At 60.9% G+C, this 24,746-nt stretch carries 24 protein-coding genes; all 24 read right to left on the bottom strand.

Annotation, left to right across the window (positions count from 1 at the left end):
* Positions 1-3: 3 nt before the first annotated feature.
* Entirely contained in the window at positions 4-336 is a 333-nt protein-coding gene (gene fliE / locus ACF8R4_RS10250) for a flagellar hook-basal body complex protein FliE (protein ID WP_392492327.1), read from the bottom strand.
* A 131-nt stretch (positions 337-467) separates the two neighbouring features.
* A complete protein-coding gene (locus ACF8R4_RS10255; RefSeq protein ID WP_060499585.1) occupies positions 468-1,823 on the bottom strand; it encodes a sigma-54 dependent transcriptional regulator in 1,356 nt (451 codons plus the stop codon).
* Positions 1,823-3,040, bottom strand: coding sequence for a PAS domain-containing sensor histidine kinase (locus ACF8R4_RS10260; protein ID WP_104834229.1), 1,218 nt, complete (start codon positions 3,038-3,040; stop codon positions 1,823-1,825). Before ACF8R4_RS10260 ends, ACF8R4_RS10255 begins: the two co-directional genes overlap by 1 nt.
* Positions 3,041-3,421: 381 nt before the next feature.
* The gene (gene fleQ / locus ACF8R4_RS10265) at positions 3,422-4,897 is read right to left on the bottom strand and encodes a transcriptional regulator FleQ (protein ID WP_392492328.1); all 1,476 of its coding nucleotides are present in this window, start codon (positions 4,895-4,897) and stop codon (positions 3,422-3,424) included.
* Positions 4,898-5,065: 168 nt separating this feature from the next.
* Entirely contained in the window at positions 5,066-5,395 is a 330-nt protein-coding gene (locus ACF8R4_RS10270; protein ID WP_104834217.1) for a flagellar protein FliT, read from the bottom strand.
* On the bottom strand, positions 5,376-5,777 hold the full coding sequence (gene fliS / locus ACF8R4_RS10275) for a flagellar export chaperone FliS (RefSeq protein ID WP_392492329.1): 402 nt from the start codon (positions 5,775-5,777) through the stop codon (positions 5,376-5,378). Before fliS ends, ACF8R4_RS10270 begins: the two co-directional genes overlap by 20 nt.
* Positions 5,778-5,904: 127 nt before the next feature.
* Positions 5,905-7,290 (bottom strand): flagellar filament capping protein FliD, encoded by a 1,386-nt coding sequence (gene fliD / locus ACF8R4_RS10280; RefSeq protein WP_392492330.1) that lies wholly within the window; start codon positions 7,288-7,290, stop codon positions 5,905-5,907.
* An 83-nt stretch (positions 7,291-7,373) separates the two neighbouring features.
* Complete coding sequence (locus ACF8R4_RS10285) at positions 7,374-7,724, bottom strand: flagellar protein FlaG (RefSeq protein ID WP_060493038.1); 351 nt, start codon at positions 7,722-7,724, stop codon at positions 7,374-7,376.
* A 76-nt stretch (positions 7,725-7,800) separates the two neighbouring features.
* Entirely contained in the window at positions 7,801-9,225 is a 1,425-nt protein-coding gene (locus ACF8R4_RS10290) for a flagellin (RefSeq protein WP_392492331.1), read from the bottom strand.
* Between the two features lie 267 nt (positions 9,226-9,492).
* Positions 9,493-10,422 carry a ketoacyl-ACP synthase III gene (locus tag ACF8R4_RS10295; RefSeq protein ID WP_200928691.1) on the bottom strand — a complete coding sequence of 310 codons (930 nt, stop codon included), beginning with the start codon at positions 10,420-10,422 and terminating at the stop codon, positions 9,493-9,495.
* 377 nt (positions 10,423-10,799) lie between these two features.
* On the bottom strand, positions 10,800-12,362 hold the full coding sequence (locus tag ACF8R4_RS10300) for a flagellar hook-associated protein 3 (RefSeq protein ID WP_392492332.1): 1,563 nt from the start codon (positions 12,360-12,362) through the stop codon (positions 10,800-10,802).
* A 13-nt stretch (positions 12,363-12,375) separates the two neighbouring features.
* On the bottom strand, positions 12,376-14,418 hold the full coding sequence (gene flgK, locus ACF8R4_RS10305) for a flagellar hook-associated protein FlgK (RefSeq protein WP_186723204.1): 2,043 nt from the start codon (positions 14,416-14,418) through the stop codon (positions 12,376-12,378).
* 12 nt (positions 14,419-14,430) lie between these two features.
* A complete protein-coding gene (gene flgJ, locus ACF8R4_RS10310; RefSeq protein ID WP_392492333.1) occupies positions 14,431-15,585 on the bottom strand; it encodes a flagellar assembly peptidoglycan hydrolase FlgJ in 1,155 nt (384 codons plus the stop codon).
* 11 nt (positions 15,586-15,596) lie between these two features.
* Positions 15,597-16,706 (bottom strand): flagellar basal body P-ring protein FlgI, encoded by a 1,110-nt coding sequence (locus tag ACF8R4_RS10315; protein WP_025753854.1) that lies wholly within the window; start codon positions 16,704-16,706, stop codon positions 15,597-15,599.
* A 12-nt stretch (positions 16,707-16,718) separates the two neighbouring features.
* Positions 16,719-17,414, bottom strand: coding sequence for a flagellar basal body L-ring protein FlgH (gene flgH, locus ACF8R4_RS10320; protein ID WP_012273524.1), 696 nt, complete (start codon positions 17,412-17,414; stop codon positions 16,719-16,721).
* 36 nt (positions 17,415-17,450) lie between these two features.
* The gene (gene flgG, locus ACF8R4_RS10325; protein WP_019099723.1) at positions 17,451-18,236 is read right to left on the bottom strand and encodes a flagellar basal-body rod protein FlgG; all 786 of its coding nucleotides are present in this window, start codon (positions 18,234-18,236) and stop codon (positions 17,451-17,453) included.
* A gap of 47 nt (positions 18,237-18,283) precedes the next feature.
* Entirely contained in the window at positions 18,284-19,024 is a 741-nt protein-coding gene (gene flgF / locus ACF8R4_RS10330; protein WP_012273526.1) for a flagellar basal-body rod protein FlgF, read from the bottom strand.
* Between the two features lie 160 nt (positions 19,025-19,184).
* On the bottom strand, positions 19,185-19,376 hold the full coding sequence (locus tag ACF8R4_RS10335) for a hypothetical protein (RefSeq protein WP_025753855.1): 192 nt from the start codon (positions 19,374-19,376) through the stop codon (positions 19,185-19,187).
* A gap of 74 nt (positions 19,377-19,450) precedes the next feature.
* Entirely contained in the window at positions 19,451-20,773 is a 1,323-nt protein-coding gene (gene flgE / locus ACF8R4_RS10340) for a flagellar hook protein FlgE (protein WP_019099726.1), read from the bottom strand.
* 28 nt (positions 20,774-20,801) lie between these two features.
* Positions 20,802-21,503: a flagellar hook assembly protein FlgD gene (flgD, locus tag ACF8R4_RS10345; RefSeq protein WP_019099727.1), complete on the bottom strand. Its 702-nt coding sequence runs from the start codon at positions 21,501-21,503 to the stop codon at positions 20,802-20,804.
* 12 nt (positions 21,504-21,515) lie between these two features.
* Complete coding sequence (flgC, locus tag ACF8R4_RS10350; RefSeq protein ID WP_026020520.1) at positions 21,516-21,959, bottom strand: flagellar basal body rod protein FlgC; 444 nt, start codon at positions 21,957-21,959, stop codon at positions 21,516-21,518.
* Between the two features lie 2 nt (positions 21,960-21,961).
* On the bottom strand, positions 21,962-22,372 hold the full coding sequence (gene flgB / locus ACF8R4_RS10355) for a flagellar basal body rod protein FlgB (RefSeq protein ID WP_016711821.1): 411 nt from the start codon (positions 22,370-22,372) through the stop codon (positions 21,962-21,964).
* 491 nt (positions 22,373-22,863) lie between these two features.
* On the bottom strand, positions 22,864-23,691 hold the full coding sequence (cheR, locus tag ACF8R4_RS10360) for a protein-glutamate O-methyltransferase CheR (RefSeq protein ID WP_004575768.1): 828 nt from the start codon (positions 23,689-23,691) through the stop codon (positions 22,864-22,866).
* Positions 23,692-23,742: 51 nt separating this feature from the next.
* Complete coding sequence (locus tag ACF8R4_RS10365; protein WP_010955104.1) at positions 23,743-24,672, bottom strand: chemotaxis protein CheV; 930 nt, start codon at positions 24,670-24,672, stop codon at positions 23,743-23,745.
* Positions 24,673-24,746: the final 74 nt, after the last annotated feature.

Raw genomic sequence — 24,746 nt, forward strand, 5'->3', positions numbered from 1 at the left:
TCCTCAAACCGGCATCTGCATGATGTCCTGGTACGCCTGGACTACCTTGTTGCGCACCTGGGTCAGGGCCTGCATCGACACGCTGGCCTTTTGCGAAGCGATCATCACGTCGGTCAGGTCGACGCCGCTCTTGCCGATTTCGAAGGCATTGGCCAGCTGGGTCGAGGCCTGCTGAGTCTCATGCACCTTACCGATGGCCTGGCCGAGCATGTCGGCAAAGGTACTTTGCCCCGGCGCCAGCTCTGGGGCAGCAGTAACCTTCTGCAACGACATGGCATCGGCCTGCATGGCCCGCATGTCCAACATCAGACGATTGAATTCAACACCTTGGCTCATGACCCTTCTCTCTCCCTGCAGCCGCATTTTTTTGACACTCATGCGGCGGATAGCCTACGTAAAGCAACAAAGGTGCCAGCCTATGTATGTGAGCCAAGCAATTGGGGTCCGCTTTGCGGCCCCAAAGCTCTTCAGCCGAACAGGCTGGCTTCTACATCGAACCCGGCGTCACGCATCTGCGCCAGCTTGTAGCGTAGGGTGCGCGGGCTGATCCCGAGGCGCTCGGCTGCCTCCTTGCGGCGGCCGCGCTCGGCACGCAGGGTGTCGATGATCATCTGGTACTCGTGGCGGCGCATGTCATCACCCAGTCCGCTGGCCTCAGTAACCACCCCAGGTGATGGCTCGGTGCCGGCCGACAATGGAATGGCGCCCTCCAGACAAAAATCCGCCGCCTCAATCACCCCACCTTGCTGCAGGATCAGCGCCCGCTGCAGGGCGTTGTCCAGTTCGCGCACGTTGCCTGGCCAGGCGTGCGCCTGCAGGCAGGCCCGGGCCGCGGGCGAGAGGCGCACCGGGGCATGCTTCATCTTGGCCACATGCCGCGCCAACAGGCGCTCGGCCAGTTGCAGGATGTCGCCTGGGCGCTCGCGCAGCGGGCGCCAGGCCAGCGGAAACACCGACAGGCGATAGTACAGGTCTTCGCGGAAGCGCCCGGCCGCCACCTCGCCCGCCAGGTCACGGTTGGTGGTGGCCAGTACACGTATGTCGAGGCTGATCGGCTTGCGCCCGCCTACCCGCTCCACCTCGCGCTCCTGCAGCACACGCAGCAGCTTGGCCTGCAAGGCCATGGGCATCTCCGAGATCTCGTCGAGCAGCAACGTGCCACCTTCGGCCTGTTCGAACTTGCCGGCCTGGGCAGCGATAGCGCCGGTGAAGGCGCCCTTCTCGTGACCGAACAGAGTAGCCTCAAGCATATTGTCGGGGATCGCCGCACAGTTGATCGCGACGAAGGGCTGCGCGGCACGGGGCGACTGCTGGTGAATGTAGCGCGCCAGCACTTCCTTGCCAGTACCGGACTCGCCGGAAATCAGCACGGTCGAGTCGCTGCGCGCCACCCGGGCGGCCAGCTCCAGCAACTGGCGGCTGGCCGGCTCGCAGGCCACCGGCCCTTCTTCGCCGGTCACGCGCCCGGCGGCATGCCGCTCGACCAGGCTGAGCAGCGCCTTGGGCTCGAACGGCTTGACCAGGTAGTCGGCAGCGCCCTGGCGCATCGCCTCGACCGCACGCTCGACGGCGGCGTGCGCGGTCATCAGCAACACCGGCAACTGCGGTTGCTGGCGGCGCAGCTGGCTGAGCAACTGGTGCCCGTCCATGCCGGGCATGTTCACGTCACTGACCACCAGGCTGAAGGCGTCATCCAGCACGACGTCCAGCGCTTCTTCGGCACTGCCCACCGCCTGGTAGGCGAAACCGCCGATTTCCAGGGTATCGCCCAGCGCCTGGCGCAATACGCGGTCGTCCTCGACCAGCAGCACCTTGATTGCCATCACACCCCCTCCGCCAATTGCCCGTCGATCAAGGGCAGCTCTACCCGCACGCAAGTACCACGGCCCACTTTCGAACGCAGGCTGATCCTGCCGTGGTGTGCGCGCACCACGGCCTTGACCACGGCCAGGCCCAAACCGGTACCGGTGGCCTTGGTGGTCAGGAACGGCTCACCCAGGCGGCCGAGCAAATCGGCATCGATACCGCAGCCAGCATCGCTGACGCACAGGTGCAAGGTGCGTTCACGGCGATACACGTGCACCTTCAGCCGTGCCGGCCCGTCGCTGGCCTGCAGGGCATTTTCGACCAGGTTGAGCAAGGCCCCCACCAGGGTGTCGCGGTTGCACAGCAGCTCACCCAGGTGGCTGTCACACTGCCAGCGCACGGCATGCCCCTGCACATGCACCTGGGCCGCCTGCTGCAGCGCCTGGAACAAGGCTTTCGGAGTAACCCGATCACCCAGCGGCAGCTCGCCACGGGCGAACACCAGCATGTCGCGCACCTGGTGCTCGAGTTCGTGCAGACGTTCCTTCAGGGTGCCGGCAAAGCGCTGGCGGGTTTCCGCGCTCAGCTGTTGCTCGCTATCGGCCAGATGACTGGCGTACAGCATGGCTGCCGACAGCGGCGTACGGATTTGATGCGCCAGCGAAGCGACCATACGCCCCAGCGACGACAACCGCTCGTGGCGCGCCAGCTGGTCTTGCAGGCGACGGGTTTCAGTCAGGTCATTGAGCAGCACCAGTTGGCCGGGCTCGGCGTCCAGCGAACGGGTGGCGATCGACAGGCGACGGCCGTCGCGCAACGAGACTTCGTGGCCATCGTCCTTGCGCGGGGCAAAGCTGCGAGCGATCACCTGGCGCCACAACTGGCCAATCAGCGGCTCACCGAGCAACTCGCAGGCAGCCGGGTTGGCTTCACGCACCAGGCCCTGGCCGTCGATCACGATCACCCCGCCAGGCAGCAGGTCCAGCAGGTTTTGCAGGCGGTTGGCCAGGCGTTCCTTCTCGCCGAGTTCGTCGATGCGCTGGGCACTGACCACGGCCAACTCGCCCTTGAGCTCGCTGACCCGGGCTTCGAGCAGGCTATAGGACTGGCTCAACTGGCTGGACACCTGATTGAACAAGGCGAAGGCTTGCTCGACACCCTGGCGGCTTTCCTGTTCCACCGGGGTTTGCCCCTGCTGGTCGGGGGCTAGGGATACGTGGGCGGCCTGGGGCATCGTGCTCTCTCGCGTGGCTGACCGTCATAAAAACGGTATGGTGCCAGCGTTGTAGCAATAGCCGTGCCGGGGATGGGGGCTTTGGGTATGACTTGGGTTTTGTGACAGGGCGGAAATCGAGCGCCGCCCACGCGGCGCATCGCGAGCTGCGCTCGCTCCTACGTTTATTTCGGGCCAATTGCTCCTGGGGGGATTTGCGCGCGGACGCCTTGGCGCATGGCGCGACATTACGCCCTACAAACAAGGCGGTCGCGCGCGCCTGCCACAGGCGTTACTGGCCGAAAACAAACGTAGGAGCGAGCGCAGCTCGCGATGCGCCGCGCGGACGGCGCTCGATTTCCGCCTCACCACAAAACCCAAGGCGAACAACCCACCCCAACATCAGTCCTCTGCCTGGTCCTCGCCGCCCTGGCGGCTCATGCCGTACTTGCGCATCTTCTCGACCAGGGTGGTCCGGCGAATGCGCAAACGTTCAGCCGCGCGCGCAACGATACCGTTGGCATCGTCCAGCGCCTGCTGGATCAGGCCCTGCTCCAGGCTACCGAGGTAGTCTTTCAGGTCGAGCCCTTCTGGCGGCAGCATGGCATGGTTGCTGAAGTTCGGCGTATGGCCATTGATCGCCACGCGCTCTTCCAGGTCGCTGCGCAGGCTGTCGACCATCTGCTCGTCTTCATCATCGACGTAGCGGAACTTCTTCGGCAACTCGGACACGCCAATCACCCCGTACGGGTGCATGATCGCCATGCGCTCGACCAGGTTGGCCAGCTCACGCACGTTACCCGGCCAGCCGTGGCGGCACAGCGACATGATCGAGGCAGAGTTGAAGCGGATGGAACCGCGCTTCTCGTGCTCCATGCGCGAGATCAGCTCGTTCATCAGCAGCGGGATGTCTTCCACCCGCTCACGCAACGGCGCCATCTCGATCGGGAACACGTTCAGGCGGTAATACAGGTCTTCACGGAAGGTGCCGTCCTCGATCATGGTCTCGAGGTTCTTGTGCGTCGCGGCGATGATGCGCACATCGATGCTCTGGGTCTTGTTGCTACCCACGCGTTCGAAGGTACGCTCCTGCAGCACACGCAGCAGCTTGACCTGCATCGGCAACGGCATGTCGCCAATTTCATCAAGGAACAAGGTACCGCCGTTGGCCAGCTCGAAACGCCCGGCACGGCTGGTGATCGCACCGGTAAAGGCACCCTTCTCGTGGCCGAACAGCTCGCTTTCCAGCAACTCGGCCGGGATCGCGCCACAGTTGACCGGCACGAACGGCGCTTCGCGGCGCTTGGAGTGGTAGTGCAGGTTACGCGCCACCACTTCCTTGCCCGTGCCCGACTCGCCCAGGATCAACACGCTGGCATCGGTGTCGGCTACTTGCTGCATCATCTGCCGCACATGCTGGATGGCACGGCTGGTGCCGACCAGGCTGCGGAACAGATTGGGCTCGCGCTGGCGGCCACGCTCGCGCGCCTGGTCGTACATTTCGCGGTAGACCTGGGCACGGTGCAGTGAATCCAGCAGCTGGCTGTAGCTTGGCGGCATTTCCAGGTTGGAAAGCACACGGCGGCGAAGGTCTTCCGGCAGCTCGGCCGAAGAAATTTCACCTAAAAGCAGAACCGGAAGGAACTCATCCCAGGCAGCCACTGTCTTAAGTAGCCCAACAAGATTGCCCGGAGCATTTACGGTACCGATGAGCACGCACAGCACTTCGCGGCTCGAGGACAATGGCTCGACCGCCTGCTGCCAGTCATGGCTGGCGCACGCGAGGTTTTCTTCGCCGAGGAAGTTCAGCACCACCGCAAGGTCGCGGCGGCGCGCGCTGTCGTCATCGATCAGCAGAATCTTGGTTTCACGCCACATGCAATAGCAACTTCCCTAGTCATATCGGCGCCCTGCAGGGGCATGCTCGACATCATTCCGACTGAATGGTCAGTGTTCGGACGTCTGAAATTCGAAAACAGCCACTAGTAAAGTCAAAAAGGGCCACACAGTCAAATTTATGGCGCCTTTTGTTAAGTTGTGCGCATCTTAACTGAACAGATGGTAAACCTTCGAAGCATTTTTCGCTTGATTGATCTGCATCATCTCTTCGGCAATTGCCTGGCGTTCACCGGTTGTCACGTCGATCAGGTTGCGGTAGACCTGCAGCACCCCTTCCAGCTTCTCGCGCAGCAACGCCTGGTCCATCGCGTGGGTTTCCAGCACCTCGTCGATGCATGTACGGCACGCCACATCCAGTTTGGCAATGGCTTCCCAGTCACGCTCACCCAAGGCGCCGATCAGGGCATCGCAGGTGTCATCGAGGCGTTGCAGTGCGGTCACGGTAATCTCCTTGCCGTCAGCTGGCAGGCTGGGCATCGGCAATGCCGTCCCAACCGCTTTTCACGGTAATCAGCAGCTGGGCAACTTCATCGATAATGCCGGCATCGTTGTCGAGGTTGGCCTGCATCAGGCGATTGGTCATGTAGACGTAAAGGGCATCGAGTTTCTCTACAGCCTCTGGGTTTTCGCTTTTTTCGGGCTGCAGGCCGTCGCGAAGACCGATGATGATGTCGATCGCCTTGCCGAGCATCAGGCCCTTCTCCGCAATATCACCGCGCGCCATGGCACCCTTGGCCTGAGCCATGCGATCGAGGCCACCTTCCATCAGCATCTGCACCAGGCGATGGGGCGTGGCTTCGGAAATCTGGGCATGGGAATTGACCTTCTGATACTGACGAAGGGCTCTCATGGGATTCATCTTGCGACCTCGTGACGGGCAGGCTTAAGGGGGAGATATTCCTTGTATCGGGCAGGCGGCGAAAAACTTTACCGGCCGATGACATGAAGCCGGGCATGATGCCCGCACTTCATGCAATGTTCACGGATTAATCGTCGCTGTTCGACTTGTTCAGTGCATTGAGGGTGCTGAGCACTGAACTCTGCTGCTGGCGCAGCTGGGTGACCAGGGTATCCATGTTGTTGTACTTGTCCTGCAGGCTCTTCTGCAGGGCTTCCATACGGGCGTCCAGGGTGTCCTGCTCGGTCTTGAGCTTGGTCAGGCTTTCGCTCAAAACCTTGGAGCGCTCGGCGAGGGTACCGGTACTGGCTTTGGCGAAAGGCTCGGTGACCTTTTGCAGGCGTGCCAACAGGCCGTCCTTGCCATTGAAGATACTGGTCAGGTCCGCAGCATTGGTGGCGGCAGCCTTGTCCCACTTCTTGTCATCGAGACTAAGCGCACCGCCATCCTGAGCAGAGGTAACACCGAAGGCTGCGAGCGACTTCAGGGTACCGTTGCCGGATACTGCATTGAGCTCTTCACGAATGGAAGTCATCAACGTGCGCATGGTGGCATCACCGGTCAGCGCCGCGGCAGTCATGGTGCCGTCGGCGTTCTTGGTGACCTTGGTTTCTGCGTTCATCACTGTGAGCAAGGCGTTGTAGGTATCGATGAAACCTTTCAAGCCCGACTTCAACGTGGTGGAGCTGGTAGTCAGCGAGAGAATGGTCGCCGTGACTTCACCACTGGTACTTTTCGGCGAAGTTCCCACCAATTTGATGTTCAGACCGCTTACGGCATCAGTGATGTCGTTGGTCTTGGACTTCATGGCGATGCCGTCAAGTGTATATTCGGCGTCTGCAGGCTCGTCGACCACGGTGTAGTCAGTATCGATACCCGAGTTACCCGAAAGGGTAATGTCCGAGCCTACACCCATATTGGTCGAGGTGATGATCAAACGAGAGCCATTGGCATCCGTCAGTACGTTGGCACTCAGACCTGCCGTACCAAACTGACTATTGATGCTGTCACGCACCTGCTGCAAGGTTGCTCCGGCAGGAACGCTGAGATCGTGGGCCTTGCCATTCTGAGTCATCGTCAAGGTGGTCGGCGTACTGCCGGGGTTTACTACCGAACCCGCACCATTGGCGTAAACCTTGGTCGACACTTTTGACGCGGTCGCCAACTTGTCGACAATCAACTTGAACGAGCCGTTGGCAGCGCCCGTGCCCATGGTCACTGTCGCGACTTTCTCATCAGAAGACTTCAGGCTGAGGCCACCAAAGCTGTTGGTATCGGTCATGTTGGTCAGGGCGCCGCGGAACGCGTCCAGAGCCGCCTGAATCTTGCCAATAGAGGACAACGTGGTGGTTGCCTTCAGCGTTTGGGTATTGATCTGCGCTTGCTTCGGCGCCTTTTGCGCGGCTACCAGGGATTCGACGATCGCCTGGGTATCGATGCCCGAGCCAATACCGCTGACTGTTGTACCTGCCATCATTGCTCTCCTTGTTCAGTAGCTGCCGGATCCTTGGCGGACAAATCCATCAAAGGGTCGACAGCAACAAAAATCATGCCAGCCTATGCCTGATCATCGAACAGCAGGCTGCTGGCTTCACTGAGGCTTTGCGCCAGTTTCAGCGCAAGTTCCGACGGAAGCTGCCGGATCACCTCGCCGGACTGGGTGGCAATTACCTTGACCACGACCCGACCGGTGGAATCATCGATGGAAAAATCCAGCTGTCGCTGGCTCGATTGCACGAAATCACGAATCTCGCCAACCGCCTTTTCCAGGTCTTCGCGCGAGTGTGGCTGTTTTTCGGGTGCAGCGGCTTCCTGCACTTTGGCAGGTGCAGCAGGGTCCCGATCAGCTACTGGCGCCTGGGGTAACACGGACGGATACACCTGGCTCAGCTTGACACTCATGTCCATGTTTCGAACTCCTCATGTCAAAAAGGGCAAAAGGGCACGTAAACGCGCCCTTTCACCCTTTACTCAGGCGCCTGAATTACTGGAGCAGTTTCAGGACCGAAGATGGCAGCTGGTTAGCCTGCGACAGGATTGCGGTCGAAGCCTGTTGCAGAGTCTGCTGCTTGGTCAGCTCGGCAGTTTCCGAAGCGAAGTCTACGTCCTGCACGGTGGAGCGGGCAGCAGTGGAGTTCTTCTGGATGTTCTGCAGGTTGTCGACGGTGGTCTGCAGACGGTTCTGGGTAGCACCCAGGCCCGAACGGACGCTGTCGATGGAGCCGATGGCTTTGTCGATAACGGCCAGGGCGTTTTGTGCCTTGGTTGCGTCGGTTACATCAGTTTGGGCAATAGTAGTTTTTTCAGAAGTGCCTTTCGCGCCAAACAGCTCAGTAACTGCTGTACCAGTACTGGTCAAAGAATAGCCTTTCGCAGAATCCAGAGATACTGCACCAGTAGCGATCATTGTGTCAGCAATCGCTACAGCACCGCTATAGAGGCCATCACCGCCTTTGCTTGCAACTTTAATTGCAGCAGTGGCACCAGCGTTGGTGTCAGAGAAAGCAACGTTTTCACCAGTGTCAGACTTGATGGAAAGCGAGCCATTGCTTTCATCATAGTTAACGCTAATGCCCAATTTCGCGGAGTTGGACTTCAGCTGATCAGCAAGCGAAGCCGTGTCCCTCACGCCCAGCAGTTTGACGTCTTGGTCACCCACAGTAATCGTGAAATCTGCTGGTGCGGTTGAAGCAGCTGCATCAACAGTGAAGCTAACCTCAGTACTAGCAGTGGCGGTAAGACCACCAATGATACCATTAAGACCTTTGGCGATTTCTTTTGCAGAGGCGCCAGCTTTAACCGCGAAGTCCTCACTCTGACCATTACCTGTTACAGTAAGAGTACCGCCAGTCAGACCAGTTGTTTTCGGAGAGGCTGTAACACTCTTCACCTGCTGGGAACCGATCTGATTTGCTGCCACGTTCTCCAGCGACAGGTTGATCGTTTCGTTGGCATTTGCACCAACCTGAATGGCCTTGGTGCCATAAGAACCGTCCAGCAGCTTCTGACCACCGAAGGTGGTGGTCTGCGAGATACGGGTCAGTTCTGCAGTCAAAGCTTGGTATTCGTCGTTGTTCGACTTACGGTCGTCGGCGCTCAAGGAGCCAGTAGCCGAGGACAGTGCCAGGGTACGCATTTTCTGAAGGATGTCGGTCGAAGCCTGCATTGCGCCTTCAGCGGTCTGGGCAATCGAGATACCGTCGTTGGCGTTCTTCACAGCCTGGCCCAGGCCGTTGATCTGGCTGGTCAGACGGTTGCTGATCTGCAGGCCGGCAGCGTCGTCTTTAGCGCTATTGATGCGCAGACCCGAGGACAGACGCTGCATCGAAGTGGTCTGGGCAACGCTGGCCTTGGTCAGGTTGCCTTGGGTGGTGATCGACGCAATGTTGGTGTTTACAGTTAAAGCCATGACGAAATCCTCGTTGGATGGGTACTGCGGCTTCCGGCCTTGGCAACCGCCGGATTGGCCTAGAGAACCTTCGTAATAGTTATCGTCGGGTGCGCGGGTTGCTTGAGGGCTTTTTCGAAAAAAAATGCTGGCATGGGGCCAGCCCCTAGAAATCAAGGGGTTAAGGCCAGTTTATTGGCGTCAAAACCTCTCTCCGACCGACTGATGAGCATAAAAAACAGCGCCGAGCAGGTAGCCTGCTCGGCGCTTTTTTGAACCTCGAATCAATCAGTCGCGATACAGGATGGCCGAGCCCCACGACAGACCCACACCAAAGCCGCTGATCGCCACGCGCTTCCAGCTGCCGTCGAGCATGTGCTTCTGCAGCAGCAGCGGCACGCTGGAGGACACGGTATTGCCGGTTTCCAGCATGTCTTTTACGAACTTTTCCGGGTGCTGCTCTTCGAAGCGTCGCGCCACGGCGTCGACAATCGCCGCGCTGCCCTGGTGAATGCAGAAGGCATCGATATCCGACGACGTCAGGCCACTGGCATCCAGCAGCTCGTGCAGGTGCGCCGGCACCTTGACCAGAGCAAAGTTGAACACCTGGCGGCCGTTCATGAAGAACTTGCCATCCGTGACTTTCAGGTGCTCGGCACCGGAACCGTCAGTGCCGAAACGCGCCTGGCCGAGGTTCCACACTGCATCTTCACCCATCCAGGTCGCCGTGGCGGCATCGCCGAACAGCATGGTGGTGTTGCGGTCTTCCGGGTCGACGATCTTCGAATACGGGTCGGCGGTGATCAGCAGGCCATTCTTCAGCCCTGCCGCCTCCATGAAGCCTTTGATCGCATACAGGCCATACACGTAGCCGGAGCAGCCCAGCGACACGTCGAACGCCGCCACGCGGGTGGACAGGCCGAGTTTGCTCTGGACGATGGCGGCGGTGTGCGGCAGGCCTTCTTCGTCACCGTTCTGGGTGACCACGATCAGCGCATCGATCGATTGCGGGTCGAGGTCGGGGTTGCTGGCGAACAGCGCCTGGGCGGCTTCCACGCACAGGTCGGAGGTTTCCTGTTCAGCGGCCTTGCGCGGCAGGAACGACGCGCCGATCTTGCCGAACATGAACTCTTCGTCCTTGCCGAACTTCGCACCCTGGACATAGTTGTCCAGGCCAGCGGTGGGCACGTAACTCGCGATGCTTTTGATGCCAATCATTCTGGCTTCCCAATGAAAACAGCCAAAGACCACCACTCGATGAATTGAGGGCGCCAAATACCGGAGCGGTCACCGCCAAGGGTTGAAGGCAGAGCTCGCCTGCGCACCGGTAACAAAATGCTGCAACAGCTGCTGCATAGAATACAGGGAAGATGACCGTTTTGACTCATTGGTCACATTGAATTGCTACGAAAGCCTTGCAGAGGATGTGGGGACTGGAATTTTTGCCAGAAGAAAAAGCCGGGGCCGCTTCGCGCCCCTTCGCGGGCACGCCCGCTCCCACAAGGATTGAGTGTGCTTGAAACCTGCACAATACCTGTGGGAGCGGGCGTACCCGCGAAGGGCCGTGAAGCGGCCCCAGCCTTTGACAATGCGGATCAGAGCTTGTTGAACAGGCTCAATTGCGAAATGCGCGAGAAGGCCAGCTGCGAGGCCTCAAGCATGGCCTGCTGCAAGGTCAGGGTGATGGCCGCCTGTGACATGTCGGTGTTACCGATGGCGTTCTGGGTGGTCTTGTTGGCCAGGCCCAGGCTGGTGTTTTCCTGGCGCTGGATCTCCAGCGAGTTGCCACGGGCACCAATCGAACCACGGGTGATGTCGACCTGCTCGCGGGCGCTGGCCAGGTTCGCGATTGCCGAGGCCGCCGCGTCCTTCAGCGCATTGGCCGCGCCAGCGCCGGTCACCGGTGTATCCAGCGCAGCACGCAGCTGGCTGAGGGTTTCCAGCACGTTCTGGTTCTGGTGGGTATTGGCAGTGACCGCGAACTGGTCGCCTGCCTCCGGCGAACCGGACACCTGGTAGGTCACCCCGGCCACCGTCAGCGACGGTGCAGTGAAGGTACCTGTGGCTATCGCCTTGCTATCGGCCGTCAGCGGCTGAGCATAGAGCTCGTAGGCGCCCGGGCCGGTGAATTTGATCACCGCACCATTGCTGGGGAAGGTGCTGCGATAGGCGGCTTCGTCGGTCACGCTGCTGCTGGTGATCTGGGCACTGGACGTGTTGTTGCCGTTACGCGTGGCATTGAACGAGTCTGGGCGTGCCTCCAGGGAAAACTCGCGCCCCGCCACCGCCGCATCGGCATCAGCGCCCTCTTCCAGGGTAACGGTGATTTCGAACTCCACGCCACGCAGGGCAATGCGGTTGGCCCCTTCCGTCTTGCTGTCGAATGTACCGTTGGTAGGGGTTTCAGACGTAACGTCCCGGCCATTGGCATCGGTGATGGTGTATTGGGTTGCGCTGGTGAAGGTCAGCTTGTATGGCTGGCCTGCCGTGAAGCTGTTGTTGTAACTGGTGCTCGAGGTCATCAGGCCTGACGACACCCCGACCACGCCATCGTCGGTGGCAGGCACCAGCAGGGTCGACTGGGTGCGGCTCTTGTTGCTGGCCGAGTCGAAGATGCTGAAACCCGTGTCGTTGGTAGCCAGGTTCAGGGTATCGGACACCTGCAAGCTCAGCTGGGTCTGGTCGCCGTGGTAGCTGTAGGTGCCATCGGAATTGCGCACATAGGGCGGCGTAGTGCTTTTGGAGCCGCCAAACATGTAGTCGCCGTTGGCATCGCGCGAGTTGAGCAAACCGAAGATATTGGCCTCGATCTCTTTCAGCTCGGTGCTGATGGCTGTGCGATCAGAGTCGGTAACCCCAGCGCCACCGGCGCGAATCGCCAGCTCGCTGGCGCGCTGCATGGCGTCGTTGATGGTGGAGAGCACGCTCTCCTCCTGCAGCAGGGAATTGCTGACGGTATTGATGTTGCCGCTGTACTGGTCCAACAGCGCCTGCTGCTGTTGCAGCAGCAGCAGGCGCGCAGCACCCACCGGATCGTCGGCGGCGGTCTGGATACGAATACCCGACGTCACCTGATCGTTGGTCTTGTTCATGCTGGAGAAGTTCTTGGAGTAGCTACTGGCGCTGGCCTCATAGAACTGAGCAGTGGAAATACGCACGATAGTCTACTCCTTACAAGGCATTGATCAGGGTGCTGAAAGTTTCTTGCGCCGCCTTGATGATCTGCGACGACGCCGTGTAGTAGTGCTGGAACTTGACCAGGCTGGCCGCTTCGTCGTCCAGGTTGACCCCGGACACTGCGCTGCGGCTTTCACTGGCGCTCTTGAGCACCGCCTCGGTCGCGGTGGTGTCGATGGTCGCCTGGTTGGCCTTGGCGCCCACACGCTCGACCAGCGATGCATAGGCCGAGGTGAAACTGGTGCCGCCGCCGGAGCCGGTGTTCACCGTCGACTTGGTCTGCAGGCCCAGCAGCGCCGTGGCGTTGCGGTTGTCGGCCTTGCCGTCGGCATTGAACGACAAGGTAAAGCTGTCATTGGCTGCCGGGCTACCGCCGATGGTGGTCTCGACGGCGAATGTGCGCGGGTTGCCGCTGGCATCCTTGATTGGATTTCCGGCGGCATCGAGCATCGGCACGGCAATCGAGAGTTTATTGTCCGTACCCGGCACCACGCTGCCGGTGCCAATCTGGGTGCCTTTGGCATCGAATAGCTTGTACCCCTGGGAGCCACCGCTGGCGGCGTCGAACACCACGCGCACCGGCATCGAGTCGCGAATCGATTGCTGGATCAGCGCAGTATCGGCACCGCCGTAGATGTCCAGCGATTCACCCAATGTCGGCTGGGTGATGGTGCCGGTGCCGCTGTTGCCGCTGCCCGAGGTCGCGCTGATCGGCCCGGCGAAGGCCAGCTTGTTGGCATCGGTCAGGGTGGTGGTGATGCTGCCGGCTGCCGCACGGGTGGGGATCACCTTGAAGCTGTCGCCAGCCGCCAGGCCGCCGCCATTCAGCGACAGGCTGAAACCGTCGATCACCGGTGCCGGGTCGGCGTTGAGGTCGAAGCTGCCCATGTCGGTGCCGTCAGAACGGCGCACGCTGTACTGGTTGGCGCTGGTGAACTTGACCTCGTAGTCGTAGGTGGTCAGCGCACCGCTGTTGGCGATGGTCACATCCAGGTTGCCAGAGCCGGAACTGTTGTTCGACGAAGCCAGGCTGCGCTGGGCAATGGCAGTGGCACTGTTGATACTGGAGAACAGCGAGCTGCCGAATTGCCCATTGGCATCCAGGCCCTGGCCCAGCTGGCTGTTGATGCTGTCGGCCACCACCAGGGCGACGCGCCCCAGCTCGTTCATCGACGGCGTCAGCACATCCTGGCGATAGCGCAGCAGGCCGCCGATCGCGCCACCGGTCACCACCGACGTCACATCGGAACTGAACGACTCGTAGTTGATACGCAGGCTGGCCTGGCTCTTGTCGGCAGCGCCAGGCTCTACCGACAGGGTGTTGGCCTTGTTGCCGGTGACCAGCGACTGGCCGCTGCCCAGGTACACGTCGTAATTGCCGTCACGCTCCTGCACCGTAACACCGACCAGCTCGTTGAGCTGGCGCACCGCTTCGCTGCGCGCATCCAGCAGGCTGTTGGGGGTGTTACCCGTGCCGCTGGCCGCGGCGATCTGCTTGTTGTACTCGGCAATGCTGGCGGTCAGCTTGTTGACCTGGCCGGCCATGGTGTCGAGCTGGGAGTTGATCGTGGCGTTCTGCTGGGTGAGCTGCGTGCTCACCGCATTGAAACGGTTGCTCAGGGTTTGCGCTTGCGTCAGCAGCAGCTGGCGCGAAGCAACGTCACCGGGTTTGGCCGCTGCAGTCTGCAGGGCCGAGAAGAACGCGGTGAGCACCGAGCTGATGCCGGTGTCACGGTCGGCCAGCAGCTTGTCGATACTGGTGATCTGGTCCTGGAAGGCAACCGAGTCGGCCTGCAGCGAGGTGGCGGTCTGCAGCTGGTTATCCAGGTAGGAGCTATAGATGCGGCGCACGTCCGCCAGCGTGGTACCTGTGCCCAGGAACCCGGCGCCGATGTTGTGCGAAGCCCCCGCTGCCTGAATCGTCTGCTGGCGCGAATAGCCACTGGTCGCGGCGTTGGCGATGTTGTTACTGGTTACCGACAAGGCCGCCTGGCTGGCACTCAGGCCACTCAGGCCGATCGAAATCAGGCTCGACATGATTTAGTCCTTTTATAGATTCGTGGTTCTGCCAGCCATGGCGTATTGCGGGGTTGACTGCATTTGCTGGGCGATGCTGATGATCTTTTTCGCATAGCCCGGGTCGGTCGCATAACCTGCCTTTTGCAGCTCTCTTGCAAACTGCTCAGGGTTATCGGCCGAGTCCAGCGCATCTTGATAGCGCGAATTGCTCTGCAACAGGCTTACCAGGTCGTGGAAGCTGTCCTGGTACGAGTCGTAGCTGCGGAACGCCGCCGTTTCCTTGACGAACTGGCCGTCGCGAAATTCGCTGGTGATCGCCCGCGCCTGCTCGCCCTGCCAACTGCCAGTGGCTTTGATGCCGAACAGGTTGTGGCTGCTGCTGCCATCGCTGTTGCGCATCACCGACTTGCCCCAGCCGGTTTCCAGCGCGGCCTGGGCCACCAGGTAGCGTGGGTCGATACCAATGCGCTTGGCGGCCTGCTCGGCCATCGGCAACATGGTGGCGACGAATTCATCACTATCGGCAAACGCCTTGTTCGGCGCCAGCGGTGGCTGGGCCACGGCACGACCGACAATGCGCAGGCCGTTGTCGGGCACGGCGAAGGCCTTGGCCACTTGCTGGCCGTCACGGGCTGGCACAGCGGCGGTATTGGTGGTGGCCGCCGACGGCACGATACCGGCCAGCAGGCGGTCGGTGAGCTTGCTCGGCAAGGCCAGGCGCCGCGAGTTGAGCGCAGCGACGTCGTTGCGGGTCGTGGACGCGTCCGTGGCATGCACCGGCTCTGCGACCTTGTTGCCCCACAATGCCGGGCCGCTGTTATCGACGCGCGGGAACGGGCTGGTGTTGACCGACGCACTGCGGCCCTTGGTCAGCTGACGCACCAGTACGTCCTGCAAGCCGATACCCCCCCCTTCACGGGACATGCTCACGGCCAACTGCTGGTCGTACATATCGCGGTACTGCTTGACCGTTTCGGTGTTCATCGGGTTGTCGTCGGCCAGCACATCACTGGCCTTGCGTGAGGCCTTGAGCATTTCGCTGATGAACAGCGACTCGAACTCCTGGGCCACCTTGCGCACGTTGGCTTCGCTGTCGCGGTCACCGTGCTTGAGGGCACTCAGGCGGTTAAGGTCGGTATAGGCGCCGCTGTCGACTCTGCCGGAAACCTGGCTTTTGATGTTCATCCGCGCCGTCCTCAGATCACGATCAGGTCGGCCTGCAAGGCGCCGGCCTGTTTCAGGGCTTCGAGGATCGCCATCAGGTCGCCGGGCGCGGCGCCCACCTGGTTCACCGCGCGGACGATTTCATCCAGCGTGGTGCCTGGGCCAAACTTGAACATTGGCTTGGCTTCCTGCTCGGCATTGACCCGCGAACGCGGTACTACGGCGGTCTGGCCATTGGAGAAGGCCCCCGGCTGGCTGACAATCGGGTCTTCGGTAATGGTCACGGTCAGGCTGCCATGGGTGACCGCCGCCGGCGACACCTTGACGTTCTGGCCAATGACGATAGTGCCGGTACGCGAGTTGATGATGACTTTGGCCACCGCCTGGCCTGGGTCGATTTCGAGGTTTTCGAGGATCGACAGGTAATCCACGCGCTGGCTTGGGTCCATCGGCGCACTGACCCGCACCGACCCACCGTCCACGGCCTGCGCCACACCTGGGCCGAGCAGGTCGTTGACCTTGTCGACGATGCGCTTGGCGGTGGTGAAGTCGGGGCGATTGAGGTTCAAGGTCAGGGTATTGCCCTGGTTGAAGCCGCTTGGTACTGCGCGCTCGACACTGGCTCCACCCGGAATACGGCCAGCCGAGGGCACATTGACGGTGATCTTCGAGCCGTCACGGCCCTCGGCGTCAAAGCCGCCCACCACCAGGTTGCCCTGGGCGATGGCATAGACGTTGCCGTCGATACCCTTGAGCGGGGTCATCAGCAGGCTGCCGCCGCGCAGGCTCTTGGAGTTACCGATCGAGGAAACGGTAATGTCCACCACCTGGCCAGGCTTGGCGAACGCCGGCAGGTCGGCATGCACCGACACCGCCGCCACGTTCTTCAGCTGCACGTTGCCGGAACCGGCCGGCACCTTGATGCCAAACTGCGACAACATGTTGTTGAAGGTCTGCAGGGTGAACGGCGTCTGGGTGGTCTGGTCACCCGTACCATTGAGCCCCACCACCAGGCCGTAACCGATCAGCTGGTTGGAGCGCACGCCAGAAATGCTGGCAATGTCCTTCAGGCGCTCGGCCTGGGCGCCAAAGGCACAGGACAGAAGCAGGGTTGCGGCAATCAGCTGCCTCACGTTGAACATGGTCATCCGTACTCAGAAAGGCCAAAGCGGGCTGATGAAGAAGCGGTCCAGCCACCCAGGCTGGCTGGCATCGGCGAACGAGCCAGTACCGGAATAAGTGATGCGCGCGTCGGCCACACGGGTGGACGGCACGGTGTTGTCGGTGGCGATATCGTCGGCACGCACCATGCCGGCAATGCGCACCAGCTCTTCGCCGGTGTTCAGGGTCAGCCACTTCTCGCCGCGCACGGCGATGATGCCGTTGGGCAGTACTTCGGCCACGGTCACGGTAATCGAACCGGTCAGGGTGTTGCCCTGGGTGGCCTTGCTGTCGCCTTTGGTGGCGCGCTCGCCGTTGTAGCCGGCTTCCAGCGACAAGTCACCACCGCCGAACGGGTTGTTGGTGTTCGGTGTGCTGCCAAACAGCGAGGTCAGGCCGATGTCGGCTTTGCTGTTCTTCTGGATCTGCGAGCCCGCGTTCTTGCTGGCCGAGGTTTTCTCGTTGAGGGTGATGGTGATGATGTCACCCACCCGGAACGCCTTGCGGTCGCTGTACAGGTTCTGCTCGAACCCGGCCTGGTAGATCGAACCGTTGTTGGCCGCTGCCGGCAATGGGGTGCGCGGCAACACCGGCGCGTAGTACGGGTCGTTGGGCTTGGGCGTCGGCGCGACGCAACCTGCCAGCAACACCGCCCCCCCCAGGGCGAAAACGGACAACAGACGATTCATGACGCTTACCTCACGGGTGCAACGAAGTGACAGGGCTTAGAGCTGCTGGGTTACGAACGACAGCATCTGGTCGGCGGTGGAAATGACCTTGGAGTTCATCTCGTAGGCACGCTGGGTGGTGATCATGTTCACCAGTTCTTCCACGGTGCTGACGTTGGAGTTTTCCAGGGTCTGCTGCTGGGTGGTGCCGAAGCCGTTCAAGCCGGGGGTGCCGACTTGCGGCGCACCACTGGCGGCGGTTTCCAGGAACAGGTTGTCACCGATCGCCTGCAGGCCGGCCGGGTTGATGAAGTCGGCGGTCTGGATGTTGCCGATCACCTGTGCAGCCGGGTTGCCGGCGGTGGTGATCGACACAGTACCATCCTGGCCTACGGTGAACGTCTGCGCGTCGTTTGGCACCACGATCGCAGGCTCCAGGGCGTAGCCGTTGGCCGTGACGATCTGGCCGTCGGAGTTCAGGTGGAAGGTACCGTCACGGGTGTACGACACGGTGCCGTCTGGCTGCAGGATCTGGAAGAAACCACGGCCGTTGACCGCCATGTCCAGCGGGTTTTCGGTGGTTTGCAGGCTGCCGGCGACGAAGCTTTTCTGGGTGCCGACAATGCGCACACCGGTACCGACTTGCAGGCCCGAAGGCAGCTCGCTGTCCTGGGTGGACTGGGCACCAGGCTGACGCTTGATCTGGTAGAGCAGGTCGGCGAACTCGGCGCGATCACGTTTGAAACCGGTGGTCGAGACGTTGGCCAAGTTGTTGGAAATGACCGTCAGGTTGGTGTCCTGGGCGGACAGGCCGGTTTTAGCGACCCAAAGAGCCGGAAGCATGTAAGTTCTCCTCGTGCGCCTGTTTTACGGCACCCGTTCAAAAGTGATTAGCCGATTTGCAAAACCCGAGCCATGGCTTCGTCGCCTTCCTTGGCCGTGTTCATCATCTTGACGTGCAGTTCGAACTGGCGGGACAGCGCCAGCACCGAGGTCATTTCCTCGACAGCATTGACGTTGCTGCCTTCCAGGAAGCCTGCCACCACCCGCACGTTGACGTCGGCATCGGCCGGCTGGCCGGAGGTGGTGTGGATCAGGCCATCCAGGCCCTTCGTCAGGCCTTTGGTGTCGGGGTTGACCAGCTTGATGCGGTCGACCTCGGCCATCACCCGCGGGTCTTCACCCATGGAGCGAATGCTGATGGTGCCGTCGGCGCCCACCTCCACTTTCTGCTCTGGCGGGATGGCGATCGGGCCACCGTTGCCCATCACCGGCATGCCATTGCCAGCACGCAGAACGCCGAGTGCATCGATGTTCAGGCTGCCGGTGCGCACATAAGCCTCGCTGCCGTCCGGTGCCTGCACGGCGATGAATCCCTTGCCGGTCACGGCAACATCCAGGTCACGCCCCGTCTCGACCAACGGACCTTCGCTGAAGTCGGTGGCCGGGCGCTCGGTCATGGCAAAGGCGCGCGCCGGAAAGCTGTCGCCAAACACCGGCATCGAGCGGGCCTGCTCTAGGTCACGCTGAAAACCGTTGGTGGAAATGTTCGCCAGGTTGTTGGCGTGGGCCTTCTGCGCCAGCGCGTTCTGGCTGGCACCGGTCATGGCCACATAAAGCAACTTGTCCACAGTATCTCCTCTGCGCGTCGCTGCCGCGCTGTCACTGAGCGGGTTCGAAGCAATAATCGAACCAAGTCTGAAACTGCCTGTTTATGGGGGTTTCAGCGTGACAAGGGACAACAAACGTCAGTTTGTCGGCGGATGTTTGCCGCCAGCGGCAAGGGCTTGCTCAGTTGGTGCGGCAAGCAGCGTTGTTATAGGGGCCGGAATGCCGCACCCAACCATCGCCTGGGTTGCTGGCCGAGCACATGTAGCGGCCGGTGGCCAGGCTTTGCCATTGGTAGAACGGCGCGGGGGCGGCCGAGAGCGGCAAGGCCATGGCCAGAAGGGGAAACAGGGCCAGTAGCGAAAGCCGTTTCATGAGCATGAACCCTCAAGATGTTGGGGCCGCATAGCGGCCCCAATTACAGACAAAACCACACCAGCAAGCGACCATCAGGTCATCTGGATGATGGTCTGCATGATGGTGCTTTCGGTGGAAATGGTCTTGGCGTTGGCCTGGTAGTTACTTTGCGCCTTGATCAGGTTGACCAACTCACCGGTCAGGTCGACGTTGGAGTCTTCCAGCGCGCCGCCGGTAATCTGGCCCAGAGTACCAGTGTCCGGAGCGCCGATCACCGGCACGCCCGAAGCGTAGGACTCTTTCCAGCTGGTGCCGCCAATCGGGGTCAGGCCCTGCAGATTGGCAAAGTTGGCGATAGCCACCTGGCCGATCACCTTGTCCTGGCCGTTGGTGAAGTTGGCGAACATGTTGCCGCTTTCGTCGATGGTCAGGCCCGACAGCTCACCGGTGGCAAAGCCGTCCTGGCTCTTGGCGGTAGTGGCGGAAGCGGCGTTGTACTGGGTGGTGCCCAGCATGTCCAGGTTGACCCCGGCAACGTTGGCGGTAGCACCGTTGGCACCCCATACACCGGCAGCGTTCTTCTGCGCCGGGATCCAGTTGCTAAGGGTAAAGGTCTTGTTGTCTGCGATGGTCAGACCACCCGTTACCGGGCCGGCGGTCATGGCGGCAGTATCCAGGGTACCGTCAGACTTGAATGGCAGCTTGTTGGCCAGCGGCGTGGTCGACGTCGGGTCAGCCGGGTTGCGGCCATCGATGGTGGTGTACATGGTCCAGGAGTTGCTGGCGGCATCCTTGACGAAGTACTGGTTCAGCTGGTGCGCGTTACCCTGGCTGTCGTACACGTCGGTATTGAACGTGTAGTTGTAGGTGCCGGTGTTGGTCGGATCGAACGGCGACTGGGTTGGCGCGGTGGCGGTGGAGTTGAGGTTGACGTTCTCGGAGATGCGTCCGGTCGGGTTCGGCGTCAGGTTCGAGGTGTCGATCTGCAGGTTGGTCAGCACACCCTGGATGATCTTGCCATTGGCATCCACTGCGTAGCCTTGCAGATTGGCGCCCGACGAGCTGACCACATAGCCATCCTTGTCGCTGTAGAAGGCACCGGCACGGGTGTAGATTTTCGAGCCGTTGTCGTTCATCACGAAGAAGCCGTTGCCATCGATGGCCATGTCCAGCGCCTGGCCGGTGCCATTGATGTTGCCGGGGGTGAACAGCTGCGACACGGCGGCAGTCTTCACACCTGTACCCACTACGTTCTTGCCGGCACTGGTGCCGCGAATGGAGTTGGAGTACTGGTCGGCGAACTCGGCACGCGACGACTTGAAGCCGGTGGTGGCGACGTTGGCAATGTTGTTGCCGGTAACGTTCAGGGCCTTGTTTGCTGCATAGAGGCCGCTAAGGCCGATATTGAAAGACATGTGTAACTCCTGTCGTTTTGCTCAGGCCCTAGATGCCGATGCTTTGGATTTTGGAAAGTGCGACACTGCCCAGCCCAGCCAGGTTGAGTGTCATCTCCGAACCGTTGGTACCCATGGTCACACTGGTAACCGAGGCCGGCAGATTGGTGGTCATGGCCGTGGCCTTGCCGTCGATCGAAGCGGTAGCCTTGAAGGTGTAGGTACCTGCCGCCGCCACTTCGCCGTCTTCGTTCTTGCCATCCCAGGTAAAGTCGATCTTGCCGGCTTTCTGAGTACCCAGGTCGAGGGTGCGTACCAGCTTGTCGTCCTTGTCGTAGATGCCCACCGAGGTTGAGGTGCTGGACGACGTCAGGTTGACCGTGCCTTTCATATCCTTGCTGGTGTCGACCACAGCCTTGTCGGTCTGGACAATCACATTGCGCCCGACCAGTGATGAAGCCTGCAGGGCCTGGGAGGACTGCAGCCCTGCCGCGATATAGGTCACCGAATCATTCAGCGATTGCATGCTCTCGAGACTGCTGAACTGTGCCAGCTGGGCGACGAACTCGCCGTTTTCCTGCGGATCGAGCGGGTTCTGGTTTTTCATCTGGGTAACCAGCAACTGCAGGAAAGCATCCTTGCCCAGTGCACTGCCTGCAGCGCCGGTGCTGCTGTCGGTCTTCGACGTCTGCTTCTGCAGCGAGGTCAGGTACGCACTGCTGACGTCAGAGGTGGAATTGGTAGTGGTCATGTAGGCTCCCTATCACTGCCCCAGGGTCAGGACTTTCTGCATCATGTTCTTGGCCGTATTCATCAGCTCGGCGTTGGTCTGGAACGCGCGACTGGCGGAGATCATGTCAGCCATCTCCTCGACCACATTGACATTCGGGTAGTAGACGTAGCCGTCCTTGTTCGCCGCCGGGTGGTTTGGCTCGTAACGTGCCTCGAGGGTGCTCTGGTCTTCGACGATGCCTTTTACCTGCACGCCCTGCCCTGCTTCACCCTGGTCTTCGAACAGCGACTGGCTGCTGCCGGCCTGTGCGTCCTGGAAGGTGGTAGCGAACACCGGATGGCGGGCGCGGTAGGTCTGGTCAATGCTCGAGGACACGGTCTCGGCGTTGGCGATGTTCGACGCCACGGTGTTCAGGCGCGTGTTCTGCGCGCTCATGCCGCTACCGGCAATGTTGAAAACACTGGAAAGGGACATGGTCATTCTCCCCGCAGGGCGGAAACCAGCCCTTTGAATTTACTGTTGAGCAACGTGAAGCTGGCCTGGAAGCCAATGGCGTTTTCGGTGTAGTTCGATTGCTCGATCTGCGCGTCCACGGTGTTCTGGTCGATCGACGGCTGCAGCGGCGTGCGGTACTTGAGGGTATCGTCAGCGGCGATGGCGAGGCCTTCGGCTTCGATGTGCCGGCTGTTGGTACGGTCCATGGCGAAGCGGCCGCTTTGCTGCTTGCTGGTTTCGGCGGCGAGCACCGAAGAAAAGTCCATGTCACGCGCCTTGTAGTTGGGCGTGTCGGCGTTGGCAATGTTGTTGGCCAGCACTTCGGCGCGCTGGGCGCGGAAGCCGAGTGCCTTTTCGTGAATGCCAAGCGCCTTGTCGAAACTGATGCTCATGTCGGGGAAACCTTCAGAGGTTGACCGGAATGTCGTTGAGCAAGATATAGCAAGGGCTATGCCAACGCGTGCAAAGCCCGGAAACACGGGCTTTCTGGGTAGGGTGGGGTCAGGGTAATGCCAGAAAAGCGGCAAAGGCCTTCCGCCTTGGGCGGCGAAAGCGGCAATTGGTGGGTGGCAAAAGCGGCAAAACAAAAAATTGACGTCAGGGCTTGGCGGTAGAGGTGTTGCGCCTGCGAGATCGAGCGCCGCCCGCGCGGCGCATCGCGAGCTGCGCTCGCTCCTACGTTTGTTTCGGGCCAATTATTCCTGGGGGATTTGCGCGCGGACGCCTTGGCGCATGGCTCGATATCGCGTCGTACAAACAAGACGGTCGCGTGCGTCTGCTACAGGAATACTGGCCCGAAACAAACGTAGGAGCGAGCGCAGCTCGCGATGCGCCGCGCGGGCGGCGCTCGATTTCACTGCCACCACAACCCTTAAGGCAAACCCTACTTGGCCTGGTAAATGATCCCCGGACTGCACTGCACCATCTGGTAATGGTCCGGCAACCCGTTCAGGGCTTCCGAGGCGCCGAGGAACAGGTAGCCACCCGGTTTCAGGGTGCTGTGAATGCGCAGCAGGATGTCCTTCTTCACCTGGGCCGAGAAGTAGATCAGCACGTTACGACAGAACACGATGTCGAACTTGCCCAGGCTGGCATAGCTGTCGAGCAGGTTGAACGAGCGGAACTCGACGCGACTGCGAATGGCCGGTTTCACCGCCCAGCGTCCTGGCCCCTTGGGGTCGAAGTAGCGCTGCAGGCGCTCCTGCGACAGGCCGCGGGCAATCGCCAGGCTATCGTACTCACCGGTCTTGCAGTTGGTGAGCATGGTGCCGGACAGATCAGTGGCCACAATCTGCGCGCCCATCTTCAGCTGGCCCAGGTTGCTGCGCTCGAACTCGTCGATGGCCATCGAGATGGAATACGGCTCCTGCCCCGACGAACACGCCGCCGACCACATGCGCAGGCGCTGGCCGGGGTTGTTGCGGATGAACTCGGGAATCACCTTGTTCTTCAGCACTTCGAACGGGTAGGTATCGCGAAACCACAGGGTCTCGTTGGTGGTCATGGCATCCACCACCTGCTCGCGCAAACCGCCGCGCGGCTGGGCCTGGATACGCTGCACCAGCTCGCCCAGGCTCTTGATGCCCTGTTGCTCCATCAGCTTGTTGAGACGGCTGGAAACCAGGTACTGCTTATTCTCGCCCAGCAGGATGCCACAGGCTTTCTCCAGGAATACCCGGAACTGTTCGAAATCCAAATTACCCGTAGACACTACTGCCGCCTCTTTTCAATCACTGGTGCCGGGGGGCTGCCCCCGGCTGCTTCAATGCGCTGCCTTGATCCGGTCGACCACCCGCTGGGCCAGGTCGTCCGGCTTGAACTTGGCCAGGAAGTCATCGGCGCCGACCTTCTTGACCATTGCCTGGTTGAACACCCCGGAAAGCGAAGTATGAAGGCAGATGTGCAATTTTTGCATGCGCGGGTCGCTGCGGATCTCTGCCGTTAGCGTATAGCCGTCCATTTCCGGCATTTCAATGTCCGAGATCATCATCAGGAACTCTTCTTCCGGCTTTTTGCCCTCGTCCACCAGCTGACGCAGGTAGTTCAAGGCCTGACGGCCATCATTGAGCGCCACCACTTCCACCCCCACGGTCTGCAGGCAACGGCTGACCTGCTTGCGCGCCACCGACGAATCGTCGACGGTCAGCACCCGCATCAGTACGGCCTTGTCCTGCACTTCGGCGTCGATCACCCCGGCCGATACCGATTCCGACGATGGCGACACTTCGGCCAGTACCTTCTCTACATCGATGATCTCGACCATCCGGTTGTCCACCCGGGTAACCGCCGTCAGGTAGTGGTCACGGCCAGTACCCTTGGGTGGCGGATGGATCTCTTCCCAGTTCATGTTGACGATGCGCTCCACCGAGTGCACCAGGAAGCCCTGGGTCTTGGTGTTGTACTCGGTGATGATCACGAAGCTGTTGCGCGTGTCTTCCTGCAGCGGCCGCAACCCGGTGGCCATCGACAGGTCGAGAATCGGGATGGTCGCCCCGCGAATGTTGGCAACGCCACGCACCACCGGGTGCGCCTTGGGCAGCAGGGTCAGCGCAGGGCACTGCAGCACTTCCCTGACCTTGAACACGTTGATGCCGTAAAGCTGCTCGCCATTGAGGCGAAACAGCAGCAATTCCAGGCGATTCTGCCCCACCAGCTGCGTGCGCTGGTTGACCGAATCCATAACACCCGCCATGCCAGACTCCTTAATCTTTCAGCCTTTCGTTGCAACTCGGGTAGCGAGTCGGCACGGGCTTTGCTTTTTTGAGC

It is taken from the genome of Pseudomonas sp. FYR_2 (genome assembly GCF_043106425.1).
GTDB classification, from domain to species: Bacteria; Pseudomonadota; Gammaproteobacteria; order Pseudomonadales; family Pseudomonadaceae; genus Aquipseudomonas; species Aquipseudomonas monteilii.